Source organism: Caballeronia sp. LZ003, from assembly GCF_031451465.1.
Classification (GTDB): Bacteria; Pseudomonadota; Gammaproteobacteria; order Burkholderiales; family Burkholderiaceae; genus Caballeronia.
The window spans coordinates 570,256-587,747 of record NZ_JARUXJ010000004.1; the positions used below are offsets into that span (position 1 = coordinate 570,256).

Genomic DNA, 17,492 nt, shown 5'->3' on the forward strand with positions numbered 1-17,492 from the left:
AGGGAAAGCCGCCACGTCTTCCGTACGTGCCGCCACTCACTTTAACCGCTTCGCGCAGCGCCCGCGTCTCGTCAAAAAAACCCGCCGCGCCGAAATCCGCGCCCGTGCGATAATTTCGCGCTTGTCCCGCCTCTTGCGTTGCGCCCGTGCAGCGTCATCGCCCGTGAAAAATCTCCTCGTGAATCTCGACCGTATCGGCGCTTTCGACGAAATCGTCGATGTCCGCACGCCGCTCGAATACGCCGACGATCACATCCCCGGCGCCCTCAACGCGCCGGTGCTGACGAACGAGGAGCGCGTGATCGTCGGGACCATGTACAAGCAGGTTTCGCCTTTCGAAGCCACGCGCGTCGGCGCCGCCATGGTCGCGCGCAATATCGCGCGACATCTGGATACGCTCTTTTCCGACCGGCCGCGCAACTGGCGCCCGCTCATTTATTGCTGGCGCGGCGGCAAGCGCTCCGGCTCGATGACGACCTGGTTCAACATGATCGGCTGGCAGGCGCGTCAACTGGAAGGCGGCTACAAGACTTATCGGCGCGAAGTGCTCGATTCCCTCGTCACGCTGCCGTGCCGTTTTCGTTACGTCGCGCTGACGGGCCACACCGGCAGCGGCAAGACGCGTCTGTTGCACGCGCTCGATCAGGCCGGCGCGCAAACGCTGGATCTGGAAGGGCTCGCGGCACATCGCGGTTCGTTGCTCGGCGCGTTGCCGGGACAGACGCAGCCTTCGCAGAAGGCGTTCGAGTCGGCGCTCGTGAGTGCGTTGCGTGGTTTCGATGCGGCCAAACCCGTGTATATCGAAGCGGAAGGGCGGCGCATCGGCGCGCTTTCGGTGCCGGATGCATTGCTAGACGGTCTGCATGGCGCGGCGTGCGTGGAAGTGGAGGCGCGCCGCGAAGATCGCATCGCGTTTCTGTTGCAGGACTACGCGCATCTTTTCGACAATCCCGCGTTCTTCAAGTCGCAGCTGGCGCGACTCATCGGGCTGCATAGCCGCGAGCGCGTGGAGCGCTGGCATCGGCTGATCGATGAAAACGCGCGCGCCGAGCTTTTCGCGGAACTCATCGACCGTCATTACGATCCCGCGTATGGCCGCAGCAGCCGCGCGCTTTATACGCATCTGGCAAAGGCGTCCCACATGACCTTCCGGCCCAACGATGCCGACAGCGTCGCGCAGGCCGAGGCGCTTCTCGCGCAATTGGCGCAGACATCGCCCGCGGCGAACTGAGATTAATCTTCATCATTCGAGTCAAACATGAATACTCACGCGCCCCGACCCCCTCGCATCGCGCCCGGCTGGATCGTTTTTCTGCTGATCGCGGTCGTCGGTCTCTTCTATGTCAAATGGTTTCCATACTACAACCGCGCGTTCGTGGCGGCGAGTCAGCATTCCATCGGCAAGTCCATTTTGATGGGCGCGTCCGCGAGTGCGCCGGCACCGTCGTGGCAAGCGGCGCTCGACTATGCCATGGCTTACGGCAAGGCCATCTGGCAGGCGATGGTGCTCGGCCTGTTGCTCGGTTCGGCGGTGCAGGCGTTGATTCCGCCGCGCTGGGTCGCGCGTGCGCTCGGCGAACGAAACTTCGGCAGCGTGTTGAATGGCGGCTTGATGTCCTTGCCCGGCATGATGTGCACGTGCTGCGCGGCGCCGGTCGTGGCGGGCTTGCGTGCGCGGGAAGCGGCGCCGGGCGCGGCGGTCGCGTTCTGGCTCGGCAACACGGTGCTCAATCCGGCGGCGCTGGTGTTCATGGGCTTCGTGCTCGGCTGGCAGTGGACCGGGCTGCGCCTCGTGCTCGGTGTGCTGATGGTGTTCGGGTTGGGTTACGCGGTCAATCGCATGGTGACGCCCGCGCAGGCGGCGCAATCGCGCGAGGCGCTTGCAAACCTCGTCAAGGAAGATGAGCCGGGCACGGCGTTTTCGCGCTGGTTGCGCATCCTCGGGCGCATGACGTTGCGGCTCGTGCCGGAGTACATCGTGCTGGTGTTGTTGCTGGGCGCGGCGCGCGCGTGGCTGTTTCCGCATATCGGACCGAATATCGACGACAGCATGCTGTGGATCGTCGCATTCGCGATTGCGGGCACGTTGTTCGTCATTCCGACGGCGGGCGAAGTGCCGATCATTCAGGCGATGCTTTCGCTCGGCATGGCTGCCGGCCCCGCAGGCGCGTTGCTGATGACCTTGCCGCCCGTCAGCGTGCCCTCGCTCGCCATGCTCGCGCGCTCGTTTCCGCCGAAGGTGCTCGCGTTCGTCACGGCGGCGGTGGTCGTGTTCGGGGTAGTGAGTGGGGCGGTGGCGGCCTGGTGGTTTTAAGCAGACGGGCTCGGGTGCTCAACGACGATCGCCGTCGTGAGCGCCTTGCCCACCGGCATCAATGCAAAGCCGCTCCCGCCTTGATCAACAACTTGAACGGCAAAGCCAGCAGCATCGCGCCGCCCACACCTGTCACCCAAAGCGCGACGAACCAGAAGACCTTCTTCGCGCGCATCATCGCAATAGAGCCGCCGCGTTCAGTGATAGTGATGTTCGCCATGACGCACCTTTCCTCTGAATACCCAATAACTCAGCATGGTGTAACCCAGGATCACCGGCAAAATAATCGCCGCGCCGACAATCGTGAAGAGCTGCGAAGAACGCGGCGAAGCGGCATCCCAAAGCGACACGCCCGGAAAAATCTCCTGAGGCGAAATGCTCGCAACCAATCCCGCGTAACCCAGCAACATGAAGCCGAGCGCCACCGCGAACGGCCGCGTTTCGTGCCGCGAACGGATCGAGCGATGCATCGCCCAAGCACAGGCCACGACTAGCGCCGGCACCGGCAGCATCCGATAAAACCACGGCGAGTCGAACCAGCGCGATGCAATGCCCGCGTCCTGCAGCGGCGTCCACACGCTCACCACGACAATCGTTGCAAGCTGCAGCAGCGTCAACGGCCATACGACGCGATACAGCCGTCGCTGCAAATCGCCTTCGGTCTTCGCGATCAGCCAGCATGCGCCGAGCAGGGCGTAAGTCACGACGAGCGCGCCGCCCGTGAACAGCGAAAACGGCGTGAACCAGCCGAAGGCGTCGCCGGCGAAGCGGCCATCGGCGACGGGGATGCCATCGAGAAACGCGCCGAGCGCCACGCCTTGAAAGAACGTCGCGCCCGCCGATCCGCCGATGAACGCAAGATCCCACATGGACTTCGTGCGCGACGCCTTGGCGCGAATCTCGAACGACACGCCGCGAAAGATCAGGCACACGAGCATCAGCACGAGCGGCAGATAGAGCGCGGAAAGCACGGTCGAATAGACCATCGGGAACGCGGCAAAGAGGCCCGCGCCGCCCAGCACGAGCCACGTTTCGTTGCCGTCCCACACGGGCGCGACGGTGTTCATCATCACGTCGCGGTCGTGCCGGTCGGGAAAGAAGGGAAACAGGATGCCGATGCCCAGATCGAAGCCATCGAGCACGACGTAGAGGAAGAGGCCTAGTGCGATGATCGCGGCCCATGCGACAGTGAGGTCCATATGTTCAAGCTCCTTCGATGGACTGATGCGGAAGACTCATCGGACGGCGCGCGGTGCCATCGGACGAATCGGGCGTATGAGACGGCGCGCCCGGCAACGCCGGCCCATGACGCAACAACTTCAGCAAGTAGTAGATGCCGGTGCCGAAGACGATCGTGTAGACGATCACGAACGCGAGCAGCGAAACGCCGACCTGCTGCGCGGTGACGGGCGAGACGGCGTCGGCCGTGCGCATCACGCCGTAGACCACCCACGGTTGACGGCCCGCTTCGGTCGTGACCCAGCCCGCGAGCAAGGTGATGAAACCGCTCGGACCCATGATCAGCACGAAGCGATGGAACCAGCGCGCATCGAATAATTTGCGCTTGCGATGCAGCAGCCAACCGGCGATGGACATGAGGATCATCAAGACGCCGAGTCCCGCCATCACGCGAAAACTCCAGAACACGATGGTCGAATTCGGCCGCTCGTCTTTCGGGAACGTCTTGAGGCCGCGAATCTCGCCGTCCCAGCTATGCGTGAGGATCACGCTGCCGAGATGCGGAAGCTGCACGGCGTACTTCGTCGTTTCCGCTTCCATGTCCGGAATGCCGAAGAGATTGAGCGCGGTGCCGCCTTTCTCCGTTTCCCAGATACCTTCGATAGCCGCGATCTTCGCCGGCTGATACTTGCGCGTGTTGAGACCGTGCGCGTCGCCGACGAAAGCCTGGATCGGCGTCAGGACCAGCAGCAGCCAGAGCGCCATCGAAAAAGTCTTCCTGATGGCCGGATCGCGTCGGCCCTTCAGCAGATGCCACGCGCCCGTCGCGGCCACGACCAGCGCCGCGACGATGAACGCCGCAATCGCCATATGCGCGAGCCGGTACGGAAACGACGGGTTGAAGATGATCGCGAACCAGTCCACCGGCACAACGTGATCGCCTTCGATGCGAAAACCTTGCGGGGTCTGCATCCAGCTATTGGACGCAAGAATCCAGAAAGTCGAGATGAGCGTGCCGATGGCCACCATCAAGGTGGCGCCGAAGTGCGCTTTCGGGCCGACCTTGTTCCAGCCGAACAGCATGATGCCGAGGAAGCCAGCTTCGAGGAAGAACGCGGTCATCACCTCGTAGGTGAGCAAGGGACCCGTGATCGGACCGGCGAAGCTCGAAAAGCCACCCCAGTTGGTGCCGAATTCGTAAGCCATCACGACGCCCGACACCACGCCCATGCCGAACGCGACGGCAAATACCTTCGACCAGAAAAGGCACAGTTCCTTGTAGACGGGTTTGCCGGTCTTGAGCCACGCGCCTTCTAGCACGGCGATGAAGCTTGCAAGTCCGATGGAAAGTGCGGGAAAGATGATATGAAACGAGACAGTGAACGCGAACTGGATACGCGCCAGGTCGATTGCTTCGGGAGTCGCATGCATGATGACTTTTGCTTTGAAATTCACGCGTGCCGGATTGCAACGTGCGGCATGCGCGGGTTGAAACGTCGGTAATGCTGGAGCGGACTGTAGCGCCATTTAAGCGTATCTGTTGCGCTGCGTCAGGAAATGCGCGTTGCGCGCAAATGCCGCGGTTTCAAGGGTTTAGCGAAGCTAGTGGCTTGAAAGCGCGCTGTTTTTGGTATGGAGGATGACTCGTCGAGAGCAGGAATGCGGGCTGCTTTACGCGACAATCGACCGCACTGCATCAAGACTCGTCCGATTCACATTGACGCAGGCTTGTTCGACGAACTTTCACGTCCTCGCGAGACTTCATTTGCGAGACGCGCGAGTACCATAATGGCTTTTGAGCACGCGCCACGCGCGGCTATGCAAGGAGACCCAAATGCGCCTCGATGACGAAGCAGAAAGCAGCAATGTCGAAGACCGGCGAGGCAGCGGCGGAGGCGGCGGATTCAGAGTCGGCGGCGGATCCATCGGCATAGGGACGATCGTCGTCGCGCTCGCGGCATCGTACTTCTTCGGCATCAATCCGATGACCATCATCAACGGCGCGCAAATGCTTCATGGCAACGCGCCCGTGCAGCAGCAAGCCGCGCCGTCGAATGCACCGCCCGCGCAAGACGCCGGCGCCGTGTTCGTGCGTCGCGTGCTCGGCAATACCGAGCGAACCTGGCAACACATCTTCAAGACGCAGTTCAATCAGGACTATCCGGCGCCCAAGCTCGTGCTGTTCTCGGGCGGCACGCAAACAGGCTGCGGCACGGGACAAGCGGCGATGGGGCCGTTCTATTGTCCGAACGACCGGCGCGTTTATATCGACTTGTCGTTCTATCGCGAGTTGAAGGATCGCTTCGGCGCGGGCGGCGACTTCGCACAGGCCTACGTGATCGCGCACGAAGTCGGGCATCACGTGCAAAACGTGCTCGGCATCATGGACAAGGTCGATAGCGCACGCGCGCGCATGTCGCCCGCGCAGGCGAATGCGCTTTCGGTGCGCGTCGAGTTGCAGGCGGATTGTTTTGCGGGCGTGTGGGCGGCGGTGGCGCAGCAGGACAATGCAAAGCTCATTCAGCCGGGCGATTTCGAGCAGGGCTTGAATGCGGCGGGCGCAATTGGCGACGACCGGTTGCAGCAGCAATCGCAAGGACGCGTGGTGCCGGAAGCGTTCACGCACGGATCGAGCGAGCAACGGCAGCGATGGTTGCGCAAGGGCTTGTCGTCCGGCGATATCCGTCAATGCGATACGTTTTCGGCCAAGACCCTGTAACGCCGTCTAGGCGCCGAAGACGTGACGCGACGGCGGACTTACAAACGCTGACAGCCGTGGCGCGACAAATTCTTTAGAATCGCTGTTTTTCCGGCGCGGCATCGAGCCGCATACACCGGTGCATCCAGGTCTGTCGATGAAGCGAATTCTGATCGTCAAAGTCACGTCTCTCGGCGATATCGTCGAAACGCTGCCGGTTGTCTCCGACTTGCGGCGGGCGTTTCCATCCGCGAAGGTCGACTGGGCCGCCGACGCCGCGTTCGCTGACATCATCCGTTGGAGTCAGGGTGTCGACCGCGTGCTGAGCGCGCCTTTGCGCAAGTTCAAGAAGGCGCGCAACTGGAACGATCTCAAGGAAATCACGGGATCCATCAGCGAGTTGCGCGCCGAGAAATACGACGTCATCGTCGATATTCATGGCGTGTACAAGAGCGCGATCATCGCGTTCATAGCGCGTGGGCGGCGGCGCTACGGCTATCTGAATCAGGACCTTGGCGAGCGTGGCGCGGCGTTCGCGTACAACGCGCGCTTCGGTCCGCGTCCGCACACCGACGCCTGGCGCGGCATGCGCGTGAGCGTCGCCGATGCGCTGGGCTACGAGATTCAGGAAACGCCCGACTACGATCTTCGACTCCCCGAGCCTAAGCATGACCTCGGCATTCCACGCGGCGGCGCGCCCATCGCCATGTTGTTCCACGCGACCTCCGCCGATGTGAAGAAGTGGCCGAAGGATCACTGGACCGAAGTCGGGCGCTGGCTCGTCGAGCGCGGCTATCAGATTGCGTTGCCGTGGGGCACGGAGCGCGAGCGCGGCGAAGCGCAGGCCATTGCCGCACTCGTGCCGCAGGCGCTCGTGCTGCCGAAGCTGAGCGTCGAGGAATGCGCACACTGGATTCAGGCGTCGGAACTGGTCGTCGGAACCGATACTGGGCTCGTCCATCTCGCACATGCTTTGCAGCGGCGCACCGTCATGCTGTTCGCGGCGACATCGCGCGAGCATTTCGGTATCCACGAACCTGGCCGTTCGGTCTCTGTCGGTGATGGCGGAGCGCCGCCTGACGTACCGCAAGTGCTCGGGGCAATCCAAAGCGTTTTGGCTCCCACTGAAGCGAATCGCCACGCGCATGCTGGCGTAATAGCGCGTTAAAAAGTTTTATGCGCATAAACTTTTTGCAGAATGTTCGCAAAAGAGGGCGCGCGGAAGTCATTTATTAGTGCGCGAACGTAAATTTTGCTTCGTAGCACTTGACGGCAATTCGGCGACCGGAGACGATTGCGAAAACACTTAAGAATCGTCCGATAAATGATCGAAGACTCCGCCGTTGACGCACGACAGGCCATCGTGCGTCTTCAATCTGCCGACGTCGTGCCGGGCGCGCCGCTCGAATGGGCGATCGTTTCCGCCGATGGGACGCCGCTTTTCGCGGCAGGCACCCTCATTCCCGACAAAGCGACGCGCGATTTCATTTTCAGGCAGTTCGATCCGCACCGGACTGCCGGCGACGCGGCGCCTCGACGAAAACCGGAAGAGCCGAGTGAGGAAACGCTCGTTCTCGACGACTTGGGTTTGTCGATCGGCGGCCGTATTGGCGTGCGTGTCACAGGCGGTTCGGGTTCGGCGATGTATGCGAGTCGCGTTATCGGTTTTTCGAATGCACGTCGCAATGGCGAGCGTTCGCTTTTTGTCACTCAGCCGCTCATGACGGGCTTCGATCCGCTGGACCTCACGCGTGGCGAACTGGTCGATCTCGTCGCGCTGACGGGAAAGGGCGTGTTCCGCTTCGCGTGTACGGTGGATGCGCTCTGCCGCGAGCCGTTCAGTTATGTGGTGTTATCGGCGCCAGGTACGATCCGCCGCCTGCGCACGCGCAAGTTCGTCCGCATGCCGACGCGCATGGCGGCATGCTTTGCCATCGAAGGCGAAGAGGGCGCGCTCAAACAGCCGGGTCGCGTGAGCGACATCAGTCCCTACGGCATGTCTTTGACTGTCGCGGCGCCGAACGCGCGCGTGGGCGATCGTCTCGCACTCTCGTTTCGATTCGCGACCGACGGCGTCGATGTTCAGGTCGATACCATCGCCATCGTGCGTCACGTCGGCGACTTCGATGCATCGACGCAAAGCGCCGCTTATGGGCTTGAATTCGAATCGCTCGAACCGGCGCAGCGTATTGCGCTGAAGTCGTTCATGGCGGAGCACGGTTAGACGGGGCGTCGGCCGGTGCACTTTGCCGAGCTGACTATTCGCGAGGCTGCGCGTCGTCGGCGTCGTGGCCGAGCGCATGCCAGCCCCGCATCGCCCGCTTACCTCGAAGATCAACTCGGAAAGCCATCCGGAAACAACCGCTCGACCGCATTCTCGAAGTGCTGAATCGGCGCGGCGCCACGCAACGCGATGGGCGGCGGCGGTTCCTTGCCCGGCGCGGCTTCGCGCGACAGCACGGCAAACGGCACGCCGCTCACGCCCAGTTGCTTGGCAAACTCTTCGTCTTCGATCACGAGGTCCGTGTAGGTGCCTTCGTCGAGCGCTTCTTCGAGCAACTCGGGATCGATGCCGCATGTCGCGGCAATATCGATGAGCGCGTCCGGATCGCCGATATCGATACCTTCCTCGAAGTAAGCCTTGAAGATCGCGCGATGCACGATATCGAAGCGCCCCGATTCCTGCGCAAAAAGCGCGGTCTCGAACGCCTTGCGGCTGCGTGGCGCGACGGGCGGCGGACGCATCAACACGTTGCGCTCCTCGGCAAGCGGAACCACCGAGTTTTCCCAGGCGTCCTGGGCTTGTTCGCTATTCGGATCAGGCAGCGGCGTGGGTTCGGGACGCAGTTCGAACGCGTGCCAGCGAAGCTCGACTGCGTTGCCATACGCCTTGGCGAACTGATCGAGCACCGGTGTTTCCAGATAGCAGAAAGGACATGTGAAGTCCGACCAGACATCGACATACAAAACAGGCGTGGTTGCCATAAAAAAAACCTCGAATGCAGGGCGATGCATGCGCGCGCCCGGAAAGGACAAAACCGCAAAACCGGTATGTTAGCGCGTGCTGCGAGTCGATGTAGGCATGGCGCGGCGCGTTCAAAATTCGCCGGCTTAGAACCCGCCGTCGAGCTCGATCTTGCTGCCGTCGAAGAAGCGCGACAGACGGAAGGCGCGCGGGTCGACGAGCGGGGTGTCGTTCGCGACGATATCCGCCATCAACCGACCCGCACCCGGACCGATGCCGAAGCCGTGCCCCGAAAATCCCGTGGCGATGAACACCCCGGGCGTTCCGTCGATGCCCGAGATGACCGGCACCGCATCGGGCGTTACATCGATATAGCCGGCCCACGACTGCTCGACCTTCACCGCGCCAAGCGCCGAAAAAACCGCGCGAAATTCGTCGAGCGCGCGCTGGTTGAAGGCCTCGACAGGCGCGGGGTCGAGCGTGCGCACGGACTCGAATACCGTCGGCCGATTCAGCGGCCAGTGGCGCGGACGGCGCAGTTCCTCGAAGAAGCGCGCGTTGAAGCCGAGCTTGAGCGCGCCGAGCTGGCTTTTGAGCGCGGGCAAAAACTTGAAGAACAGCCGGAAACTGTCGGGCGTGATGTCGCTGTAGTTGCGGAATGCGTTGGCGATGGTATAGCCGCCGTCGAGCCGCTTGCGATAACCCATCGCGTGATTGCACGCGCTCACGTCGGGACCGCCTTCGAGCGGCGCTGTGCGCATGACCGACGAACGCACCATGAGCTGTGGCACATCGACATCGAGGTTGCCCGCGAAGAGCCGCGTCCACGCGCCGCCCGCGACCACCACGCTCGTGCACGCGATCCGTCCGTATTCCGTCACCACGCCGCTGACCTTGCCGCCGCTCGTTTCCACGCCGCGCACGGCGCAGGGCGTGAGGATCTTGACGCCTCGCTTGCGCAGCGCGGCGGCCATCGCCGGGACGGCGCGTTGCGGTTCGGCGCGGCCATCGCCGGGCGTGTAGATGCCGCCCGCGAAGCGGCGTGACGCGCCGGTCATCAGCGCGGCGGTTTCATCGGCGGAGATGATGCGCGAGTCGAGCGCGTCGCGGCCGACTTTTGCGACCGCGCGCGCGAGCCACGCTTCGTGATCGGCGAGTGCTTTGGCGTCGTCGGCGGCATAGAGGATGCCGCATTCGCGAAAGCCGGTGTCGATGCCGAGTTCTTCATCGATACGACGCCACAGCTTCAGACTCTCGAGACTAAGTTCGAGCTCGCGCAGGTCGCGATGTGTCGCGCGGCACCAGCCCCAGTTGCGGCTCGACTGCTCGCCCGCGATGTGCCCTTTCTCGCACACCGCCACCGACAAGCCCTTGGCCGCCAGCGAGCGCGCGGTGCTGATGCCGATCACGCCGCCGCCCACGACGACCACGTCGACACGTTCGGGCAGCGTTCTGTCTTCGTCGATACGTTCTGTCAGCGGTCCCATGTCAGGACGCGCGCTCGTCAAGTCGTGCCGTTACGTTCATGTGTCGGTCAGGTTGAGCCGGGAGGCAGTCATGCTAAGGGATGCGCCTCTTTTTGACCATATGAATGAAATTGCCGCGATGTTGCATCGGGGCATGCAGCGCATGTTGCACGCCATCTGCGCATGCGCCGGCGATCCGCTACGATAGGTCAGGCGCGGCGTTCAGGAACAAACACAAGCGGATGCGCCGCGTCCGACAGCACCCGTCATCGAGCGTCAGGCACGGCGCGTGCGAACTCAGCGCCGCATGCGTCACGCGCCATTGGCGCCAGTCAACGCAATTTCACCCCATCTCTGGAGAACTTTCATGCAAAAGACAGCATCGGCGAAGTGGAGCGGCGGCATCAAGGACGGCAAGGGTTTCATCTCGACGCAAACCGGCGTGCTCAACGAAGCGCCGTATGGCTTCAAGTCGCGTTTCGAGGAAGGTCCGGGCACGAACCCGGAAGAGTTGATCGGCGCGGCGCACGCTGGCTGCTTCACGATGGCGCTTTCGCTGCAACTCGAGCTCGCGGGTCTGAAGGCCGAAAGCCTGGAAACGAAATCGACCGTCACGCTCGATAAAGACGGCGAAGGCTTCACCATCACCGCGTGTCAACTCGATCTGAAGGCGAAGATTCCCGGCGCGGACAAGGCTGCCTTCGACAAGGCCGCCCAAGCCGCGAAGGAAGGCTGCCCGGTGTCGAAGCTGTTTGCGGGCAACGCGAAAATTACGCTGAACGCCGAACTGGTTTCCTGAGCGTTCGAGGCGTGGTTTGAGTGAAAAGACGCGGACCGGTTATCTCGACCGTCCGCGTTTTTTAATGCCGCGCCGCGTTCTTCCTCTCGGCCTTATGCGCGTACATTTTGCTGTCGCTTTCAATCAGAAGGTCGAAGAAAGTCGCATGCTGCGCGGGATCGAACTGCGTCTGTCCAACGCTGAAGCGAATCTCGTAACCGCGTGTGGCCGAAGCATTGTGCGCAGCCAGCTTTGCGCGCAGACGTTCGAGCGCGTGGGCGGCTTCCTCGTCGCTCGCGTCGGTCAGGAGCGCGACGAATTCGTCGCCGCCAAGCCTGCCGATGACATCGCTTGCACGCAGCGAAGCGCGCAAGGCATCGGCGAAAGTGACGAGCGCGCGGTCGCCTTCCGCGTGACCGAAGGTGTCGTTGATACGCTTGAAATCGTCGAGATCGAAAAACAGCAGCGACGCGCGCCGATCGAGCCGTTTGCAGATATTGAGCGCATGCCGCGCTAGCGCTTCGAAACCGCGACGGTTGGCAATGAGCGTCAGGTCATCGACGGTTGCAAGTTCGATCGCCGCGATCTCCTGTTCCGCGATATGCGCGAGATCGCGCAAGAGGCTGCGCTCTTCGCCGTCGAATTCGCGGGGACGGGTATCGATGAGACAAAGCGTGCCCAACTTGCTGCCATTGGGCACCGTCAGCGGATGCCCCGCGTAGAACCGAATGCCGGGCGCGCCAGTCACGAGCGGATTGTCGTGGAAGCGCGTATCGATGCGCGCATCGGGAATCATCAACACGTCGTCATGCAGAATGGCGTGCGCGCAGAACGACACATCGCGCGAAGTCTCCGGCACATCGAGACCGATGCACGACTTGAACCACTGCCGGTTCTCATCGATCAGGCTCACGAGCGCGATCGGCACGCCGAACAGACGCCGCGCCAGGCGCGTGAGACGGTCGAAGCGCTCTTCCGGCGGGGTATCGAGGATATTCAGCGAGCGCAGCGTGGCAAGCCGGGCGGCTTCGGTCGAGGGTTTGGGCGCGACGAGCATGGATCTCCGTTTCCTGAGACGGTTTGGCGGCAGGGCCGCTGACGACGGGACAATCGGCAACAGTGCTTATTCTCCGACAAATACGCCAATTCTTCAGCACGAAGCCGAGCGCAGCGCTCGCTTCGACAGTCTCGCGCCGCGCGGCGTTTTCGCTATCATGCCGATGGACCGCGGCCCTTTGTCACGGCGCTTTCATCGCCCTTGCAGCGCACCTTCGTCGCGCAGGCGGGTCGGACATGGTGGCACTTCGCCATGAACCGACGACCCCTTTACCTGATTCGCATGGAGCGCCCATTGAAACTCAAGTTCGACTGGACCGTCATCACCCCGATTCTCGCGCTCGTCGTGCTCGTGGCCACCGCGCTCATTCACAACACCGCGCTCATGGCGCTGGCTGCCATCGCGCTGGCGTTCGCGGTGTTCGCGGCCGTGCATCATGCCGAAGTAGTTGCGCATCGCGTCGGCGAGCCGTTCGGCACGCTGGTGCTGGCCATTGCGGTGACGGTGATCGAAGTCGCGCTGATCGTCTCCGTCATGCTGTCCGGCGGCCCCGAAAAAGCCGGCTTGCCGCGCGACACCGTGTTCGCCGCGATCATGATTTGCAGCAACGCGATCATGGGGCTGTGTCTGCTGATCGGCGGCATGCGGCATCACGTGCAGGATTTTCAGTTGCAGGGCGCAAGCGCCGCGCTCGCCATTCTCTGCGCCATGTCCGTGCTCACGCTCGTCCTGCCGAACTTCACGAGCACCGTGCCGGGACCGGGCTTGTCCACTTCGCAACTCGTGTTCGTCGGGGTGATCTCGCTCGTGCTGTATGTGGTGTTCGTGTTCGTGCAGACCATCCGGCATCGCGACTACTTTTTGCAAGCCGTGCCGGATGTCGTCAAGCTAACCGCCACGGAAGACGACGTGCCCCACGCGCCGCCGCCGACCAACGCCGCCGCATGGACCGCGCTCGGCTTGCTCGTGCTGTCGCTTTTGTCCGTGGTCGGGCTGGCGAAGCTCTTGTCGCCTGCGGTCGAGGCGGGCGTCGCGGCAGCCGGTGCACCCGAGGCGGTCGTCGGCGTGGTGATCGCCGCGCTCGTTTTGTTGCCCGAAGGGCTCGCGGCATTGCGCGCCGCGCGTCTGAACCGGCTGCAAACGAGTTTGAACCTTGCGCTCGGCTCGGCGCTCGCGAGCATCGGTTTGACCATTCCCACGGTTGCGATCGTGTCGATCCTCATCGGCCAGCCTATCTCCCTCGGGCTCGCGCCGAAGGAGATCACCATGCTCGCGGTGACGCTGCTCGTCTCCGTGATCACGCTCGGCACCGGGCGCTCGACCGTGCTGCAAGGCGTCGTGCATCTGATGATCTTCGCGGCGTTCCTGTTCCTGACCGTCGTGCCATGAGCATCGACGCATGCGGTTTTGCTACCATTCACGGTTTTCCGGCGCGCGCCGCGGGTTTCGTCGACCCGTCACGCGCTTGGCAGTAATCGCTCCGGCGTCAATTTTTACCGCAAGTCTCGAAGGATTGGAATGTCGTTCAAGAAGTCAGTCAGCAAGTCCGCATCGTTCGCTTTCTCCGCGATGCTCGCAGCACTCGCCGTCACCTCGGTTTCCGTTCACGCCAAGGAACTCACGCAGATCCGCTTCGCCGTCGATCCCAGCTACCCGCCGTTCGAATCGAAGCAGGCGGATGGCAAGCTGGCCGGTTTCGACATCGACCTCGGCAATGCGCTTTGCGCGCAGATGAAGGTCAAATGCGTGTGGGTCGAAAACAGTTTCGACGGCATGATTCCCGGCCTCAAGGCGCGCAAGTTCGACGCCGTGTTGTCCGACATGGGCATTACCGAAGAACGCCTGAAGCAGATCGATTTCACCCAGCCGCTCTACGATACCCACGCGCAACTCGTCGCGCGCGCGGGCTCGGGCATTCTGCCGACGCCGCAGGCGCTCAAGGGCAAACGCGTCGGCGTCGAACAGGGCACGGTGCAGGAACACTACGCGCGCGTGAAGTGGGAACCGCAGGGTGTGACCGTCGTGCCTTACGGCGATGAGGATCAGGTCGAGAACGATCTGGTCGCGGGCCGTATCGACGCCATGTTCACCGATGCCGCGCAAGCCGCCATCGGCTTTCTGAAGAAGCCGCAAGGCAAGGCGTTCGCGCTCGTCGGGCCGATTGTCGAAGACCGGGCGATCATCGGTCCGGGCACGGCAATCGGCTTGCGCAAGGGCGACGCCGATCTGAAGAACGGCCTGGACCAGGCGTTCGACGCGATCAAGAAGGACGGCACGTTCAAGCGCATCATGGCGAAGTATTTCGCCACCGATATCTCGATTCGGTAAGCGCTGGCGTTTAGCGTTCCGAGTGTCGACCGAAAAGGCATCGCTTGCGGTGCCTTTCTTTTTTTACGAGGCAATTCATTCGATGCAGGTCTCGCACCATCCGCTCGTCGCCGCTTCGCCTGGAACGGGGCGCGCGATCACGAGCTACGCCTTCGGCGCGGAACATGGGCCGAAGGTCTATATCCAGGCGTCGCTGCACGCCGACGAACTGCCGGGCATGGTGGTCGCGTGGTATCTCAAGCGGCATTTCGCGGAGTTGGAAGCGGCGGGGCGCCTGAACGCGCGGATCGTGCTCGTGCCCGTGGCGAATCCGGCCGGGCTCAATCAGCACTGGTTCGGCACGCAAATGGGCCGCTTCGACATGCAGTCCGGACAGGATTTCAACCGGCGCTTTCCCGCGCTTGGGCCGAGGCTCGTCGATAGACTCAAGCAACACCTGACTGGCGATGAAGCGCACAACGCCCGCGCCATCCGCGCCGCCTTGCGCGATGCGTTCGCGGCGCTCGAGCCCGCGACCGAACTCGAATCGCAGCGCATCGCGCTGATGACGCTGGCTTGCGATGCCGATCTCATCATCGACATGCATTGCGACTGGGAAGCCGCCGCGCATCTCTACACGACGCCCGAGGCCTGGGTTCGGATCGAACCGCTTGCGCGCTATCTCGGCAGCGAGGCGCAATTGCTCGCGGACGTGTCGGGCGGCGAGCCGTTCGACGAAGCGTGCGTATCGGCGTGGCGTTATCTGCGTGACGCATTCGCCGGACGCTTCCCCATTCCTCGGGGCGCGGCAACCGTCACTCTCGAACTGCGCGGCGTGCGCGACGTATCGCGCGAAACCGCTGCGCCCGATGCACAGGCAATCGTCGATTATCTGACGCACGCGGGTTTTATTTCGGGCGCTGCCCCCGCGCTGCCCGCGCTCACCAATCCGCCGACGCCGCTTGCCGGATGCGATTACCTTCACGCGCCGATCTCCGGCGTGATTCTGCATGCGCGCGAAGTTGGAGAGAAAGTGCGCGCGGGCGATGTCGTCGCTGAAGTGCTCGATCCGCTCCATGACGAACTCGTGCCGCTCATCGCGCAGAGTGACGGCGTGCTGTACGCGCGGCACTGGACGCGGTTCGCGACGGCGGGAATGCTGGTGGCGCGCATCGCGGGCGCGGAAGTCCGGCGCGAAGGCGACCTGCTCGTGCCTTGAAGTTGCCGACGAGTCGTCCCACGCGGTTACCATACGTCGGCAAACCCGGTTGCAATGTCCACGGAGAACGACAGGAACATGCTGAAGAATCTCGATCCCTTGCTCAACGCCGACATCCTTCACGCACTCTGCGCGATGGGCCACGGCGATGAAGTCGTCATCTGCGACGCCAACTTTCCCGGCGATTCCGTCGCGCGTCAGACCGTGCGCGGACAATTGCTGCGTCTCGACGGCATCAACGCGCCGCGTGCGGTGCGGGCCGTGTTGTCTGTGCTGCCGCTGGATACGTTCGTCGATCATCCCGCCGAGCGCATGGAAGTGGTCGGCGACCCGGATGCGCTGCCTGCCGTACAGCGTGAAGTACAACGCGAAGTCGACGACGCCGAAGGCCGCGCCGTTCCGCTCGCGCCCGTCGAGCGCTTCGCTTTTTACGAGCGCGCCAAACAGGCTTATTGCGTGATTCAGACGAGCGAAGCGCGCGGCTACGGCTGCTTCATCTTCAAAAAGGGCGTGCAACTCGCGCCCGACACGCCAGCGCAATGACACGCTGATTTCTTGACACTAGCTTGCGGCGCCTGACCGCGATCATGAAAACAGAATAGCCGGCCGGGCAACCCAGCGCGGCTTTCTGTCGGGCGCCTGCGCAAGCAGGGTCGGCCCGGCGGGAAGCGAGACATCCACGAGCGTATTACGGCGCGAGCATACCTTGCAGATGAAATAGCAGCCGAAGCTGTCGACGCTAGCTTCGGCCTTGGCGCGCGAGATCCTGCCGCTGCATCGTATGCAGGTCCACATAGATTCACCTTCGTTGTCGGAAAACTGGCTTTGGCTGGTTTCGCGTCGCCAGCGAAGTTCTTCCGATACCGGCTCTTTCGAGACCGGCAACTCGTCGAAGGTCTGCTCGCCATGAAACGCGAACACGTTGTCAAATGCACGCGGCTTGGTGCGACGTGTCTCGTGAAATGACAGTCAGAAAACTTGCTCGATAAGCGATGCCGCCAGTACTGGACAAATGCGGATCAGGGCAGTTTCAACGTGTAGTGATGCTGCCTCACCATGCGCTCAAAGCGAGCGAAAAGCAAACGGTATCGGGGAGGAGCAAGCAGAATGAGGCAGTTTCGGCTTGATATTAAGGCATGCTATAAAAGCTTCGAAAAGGCTTCGAGCCATGCTTTCATTCCCTCAAAACTGCCGGTAAAAAAATAAATCGCGACAGTTCCTCCGAAAGCGCCCACACTATGTGGCGCAGCAGTCGCCTTCGCGTCTGTGCAAGTCGGGGAGCAGGATCATGGCAAAAGGTCAGGTACGCGGAAATAAAGAGGCTAAAAAGCCCAAACAGCCGAAGAAAGTAGAGTCGCCGGCAGCGGCTGTATCGTGGGCCACGCCCAAGAAAAGCGCGGAAGCCAGCGCATCCGTGAAGAAGAAATAGCCTTAGCGCGACATTCGTTCAAGCTGTCCTCGGTGCATGGCGCGACGACGCTCTATTCTGACTTCGCCATCGAAGTGGAA

General features: G+C 62.5%; 18 protein-coding genes. 11 read left to right on the forward strand and 7 right to left on the reverse strand.

Features of this window, described 5'->3' with window-relative positions:
- Positions 1-163: 163 nt before the first annotated feature.
- The gene (gene mnmH / locus QCE79_RS26720) at positions 164-1,231 is read left to right on the forward strand and encodes a tRNA 2-selenouridine(34) synthase MnmH (RefSeq protein WP_250493472.1); all 1,068 of its coding nucleotides are present in this window, start codon (positions 164-166) and stop codon (positions 1,229-1,231) included.
- A gap of 27 nt (positions 1,232-1,258) precedes the next feature.
- Positions 1,259-2,314 carry a permease gene (locus QCE79_RS26725; protein ID WP_244829520.1) on the forward strand — a complete coding sequence of 352 codons (1,056 nt, stop codon included), beginning with the start codon at positions 1,259-1,261 and terminating at the stop codon, positions 2,312-2,314.
- Between the two features lie 58 nt (positions 2,315-2,372).
- Here QCE79_RS26725 and QCE79_RS26730 read toward each other — a convergent pair whose 3' ends face one another.
- The 3 genes from QCE79_RS26730 to QCE79_RS26740 are packed head-to-tail and all read right to left on the reverse strand — an operon-like array spanning position 2,373 to position 4,924.
- Complete coding sequence (locus QCE79_RS26730; RefSeq protein ID WP_250467195.1) at positions 2,373-2,534, reverse strand: hypothetical protein; 162 nt, start codon at positions 2,532-2,534, stop codon at positions 2,373-2,375.
- Positions 2,512-3,513, reverse strand: a complete 1,002-nt coding sequence (gene cydB / locus QCE79_RS26735) for a cytochrome d ubiquinol oxidase subunit II (protein WP_250510106.1) — start codon at positions 3,511-3,513, stop codon at positions 2,512-2,514. Before cydB ends, QCE79_RS26730 begins: the two co-directional genes overlap by 23 nt.
- A 4-nt stretch (positions 3,514-3,517) precedes the next feature.
- Positions 3,518-4,924 carry a cytochrome ubiquinol oxidase subunit I gene (locus QCE79_RS26740; RefSeq protein ID WP_309848999.1) on the reverse strand — a complete coding sequence of 469 codons (1,407 nt, stop codon included), beginning with the start codon at positions 4,922-4,924 and terminating at the stop codon, positions 3,518-3,520.
- A gap of 403 nt (positions 4,925-5,327) precedes the next feature.
- Between QCE79_RS26740 and QCE79_RS26745 the strand changes: the two genes are divergently transcribed.
- The 3 genes from QCE79_RS26745 to QCE79_RS26755 all read left to right on the forward strand — a co-directional run bounded on the left by QCE79_RS26745 (position 5,328) and on the right by QCE79_RS26755 (position 8,415).
- On the forward strand, positions 5,328-6,212 hold the full coding sequence (locus QCE79_RS26745; protein ID WP_244829530.1) for a neutral zinc metallopeptidase: 885 nt from the start codon (positions 5,328-5,330) through the stop codon (positions 6,210-6,212).
- A 136-nt stretch (positions 6,213-6,348) separates the two neighbouring features.
- Entirely contained in the window at positions 6,349-7,359 is a 1,011-nt protein-coding gene (gene waaC / locus QCE79_RS26750; protein WP_309849001.1) for a lipopolysaccharide heptosyltransferase I, read from the forward strand.
- A 156-nt stretch (positions 7,360-7,515) separates the two neighbouring features.
- Positions 7,516-8,415, forward strand: a complete 900-nt coding sequence (locus QCE79_RS26755) for a flagellar brake protein (RefSeq protein ID WP_309849003.1) — start codon at positions 7,516-7,518, stop codon at positions 8,413-8,415.
- Positions 8,416-8,525: 110 nt separating this feature from the next.
- On the opposite strand, the gene QCE79_RS26760 is transcribed toward QCE79_RS26755, so the two are convergent.
- Positions 8,526-9,176 carry a DsbA family protein gene (locus QCE79_RS26760; RefSeq protein WP_250467183.1) on the reverse strand — a complete coding sequence of 217 codons (651 nt, stop codon included), beginning with the start codon at positions 9,174-9,176 and terminating at the stop codon, positions 8,526-8,528.
- 126 nt (positions 9,177-9,302) lie between these two features.
- Complete coding sequence (locus QCE79_RS26765; protein WP_309849007.1) at positions 9,303-10,643, reverse strand: FAD-binding oxidoreductase; 1,341 nt, start codon at positions 10,641-10,643, stop codon at positions 9,303-9,305.
- Between the two features lie 346 nt (positions 10,644-10,989).
- Between QCE79_RS26765 and QCE79_RS26770 the strand changes: the two genes are divergently transcribed.
- Entirely contained in the window at positions 10,990-11,421 is a 432-nt protein-coding gene (locus tag QCE79_RS26770) for an OsmC family protein (protein ID WP_244829538.1), read from the forward strand.
- A gap of 61 nt (positions 11,422-11,482) precedes the next feature.
- Here the strand turns inward: QCE79_RS26770 and QCE79_RS26775 are convergent, their stop codons facing one another.
- Positions 11,483-12,457: a sensor domain-containing diguanylate cyclase gene (locus QCE79_RS26775; RefSeq protein ID WP_309849011.1), complete on the reverse strand. Its 975-nt coding sequence runs from the start codon at positions 12,455-12,457 to the stop codon at positions 11,483-11,485.
- A 282-nt stretch (positions 12,458-12,739) separates the two neighbouring features.
- Between QCE79_RS26775 and QCE79_RS26780 the strand changes: the two genes are divergently transcribed.
- From QCE79_RS26780 to QCE79_RS26795, 4 genes are all read left to right on the forward strand, one after another.
- Entirely contained in the window at positions 12,740-13,846 is a 1,107-nt protein-coding gene (locus QCE79_RS26780; protein ID WP_404989439.1) for a calcium:proton antiporter, read from the forward strand.
- Between the two features lie 129 nt (positions 13,847-13,975).
- A complete protein-coding gene (locus QCE79_RS26785) occupies positions 13,976-14,785 on the forward strand; it encodes an ABC transporter substrate-binding protein (protein WP_309849017.1) in 810 nt (269 codons plus the stop codon).
- An 82-nt stretch (positions 14,786-14,867) separates the two neighbouring features.
- Complete coding sequence (locus tag QCE79_RS26790) at positions 14,868-15,983, forward strand: succinylglutamate desuccinylase/aspartoacylase family protein (RefSeq protein ID WP_309849021.1); 1,116 nt, start codon at positions 14,868-14,870, stop codon at positions 15,981-15,983.
- A 78-nt stretch (positions 15,984-16,061) separates the two neighbouring features.
- Positions 16,062-16,526 carry an RbsD/FucU family protein gene (locus QCE79_RS26795; protein ID WP_244829546.1) on the forward strand — a complete coding sequence of 155 codons (465 nt, stop codon included), beginning with the start codon at positions 16,062-16,064 and terminating at the stop codon, positions 16,524-16,526.
- A gap of 42 nt (positions 16,527-16,568) precedes the next feature.
- Here QCE79_RS26795 and QCE79_RS26800 read toward each other — a convergent pair whose 3' ends face one another.
- Positions 16,569-16,904 (reverse strand): hypothetical protein, encoded by a 336-nt coding sequence (locus QCE79_RS26800; RefSeq protein ID WP_250510097.1) that lies wholly within the window; start codon positions 16,902-16,904, stop codon positions 16,569-16,571.
- A gap of 367 nt (positions 16,905-17,271) precedes the next feature.
- Between QCE79_RS26800 and QCE79_RS26805 the strand changes: the two genes are divergently transcribed.
- A complete protein-coding gene (locus QCE79_RS26805; protein ID WP_309849025.1) occupies positions 17,272-17,412 on the forward strand; it encodes a hypothetical protein in 141 nt (46 codons plus the stop codon).
- Positions 17,413-17,492: the final 80 nt, after the last annotated feature.

Bases quoted from the DNA above. Each gene is read 5' to 3' on its own strand.
- QCE79_RS26725 (WP_244829520.1), top strand. From the start codon at position 1,259: ATGAATACTCACGCGCCCCGACCCCCTCGCATCGCGCCCGGCTGGATC.
- QCE79_RS26730 (WP_250467195.1), bottom strand. From the start codon at position 2,534: ATGGCGAACATCACTATCACTGAACGCGGCGGCTCTATTGCGATGATG.
- cydB (WP_250510106.1), bottom strand. From the start codon at position 3,513: ATGGACCTCACTGTCGCATGGGCCGCGATCATCGCACTAGGCCTCTTC.
- QCE79_RS26740 (WP_309848999.1), bottom strand. From the start codon at position 4,924: ATGCATGCGACTCCCGAAGCAATCGACCTGGCGCGTATCCAGTTCGCG.
- QCE79_RS26745 (WP_244829530.1), top strand. From the start codon at position 5,328: ATGCGCCTCGATGACGAAGCAGAAAGCAGCAATGTCGAAGACCGGCGA.
- waaC (WP_309849001.1), top strand. From the start codon at position 6,349: ATGAAGCGAATTCTGATCGTCAAAGTCACGTCTCTCGGCGATATCGTC.
- QCE79_RS26755 (WP_309849003.1), top strand. From the start codon at position 7,516: ATGATCGAAGACTCCGCCGTTGACGCACGACAGGCCATCGTGCGTCTT.
- QCE79_RS26760 (WP_250467183.1), bottom strand. From the start codon at position 9,176: ATGGCAACCACGCCTGTTTTGTATGTCGATGTCTGGTCGGACTTCACA.
- QCE79_RS26765 (WP_309849007.1), bottom strand. From the start codon at position 10,643: ATGGGACCGCTGACAGAACGTATCGACGAAGACAGAACGCTGCCCGAA.
- QCE79_RS26770 (WP_244829538.1), top strand. From the start codon at position 10,990: ATGCAAAAGACAGCATCGGCGAAGTGGAGCGGCGGCATCAAGGACGGC.
- QCE79_RS26775 (WP_309849011.1), bottom strand. From the start codon at position 12,457: ATGCTCGTCGCGCCCAAACCCTCGACCGAAGCCGCCCGGCTTGCCACG.
- QCE79_RS26780 (WP_404989439.1), top strand. From the start codon at position 12,740: ATGGAGCGCCCATTGAAACTCAAGTTCGACTGGACCGTCATCACCCCG.
- QCE79_RS26785 (WP_309849017.1), top strand. From the start codon at position 13,976: ATGTCGTTCAAGAAGTCAGTCAGCAAGTCCGCATCGTTCGCTTTCTCC.
- QCE79_RS26790 (WP_309849021.1), top strand. From the start codon at position 14,868: ATGCAGGTCTCGCACCATCCGCTCGTCGCCGCTTCGCCTGGAACGGGG.
- QCE79_RS26795 (WP_244829546.1), top strand. From the start codon at position 16,062: ATGCTGAAGAATCTCGATCCCTTGCTCAACGCCGACATCCTTCACGCA.
- QCE79_RS26805 (WP_309849025.1), top strand. From the start codon at position 17,272: ATGGCAAAAGGTCAGGTACGCGGAAATAAAGAGGCTAAAAAGCCCAAA.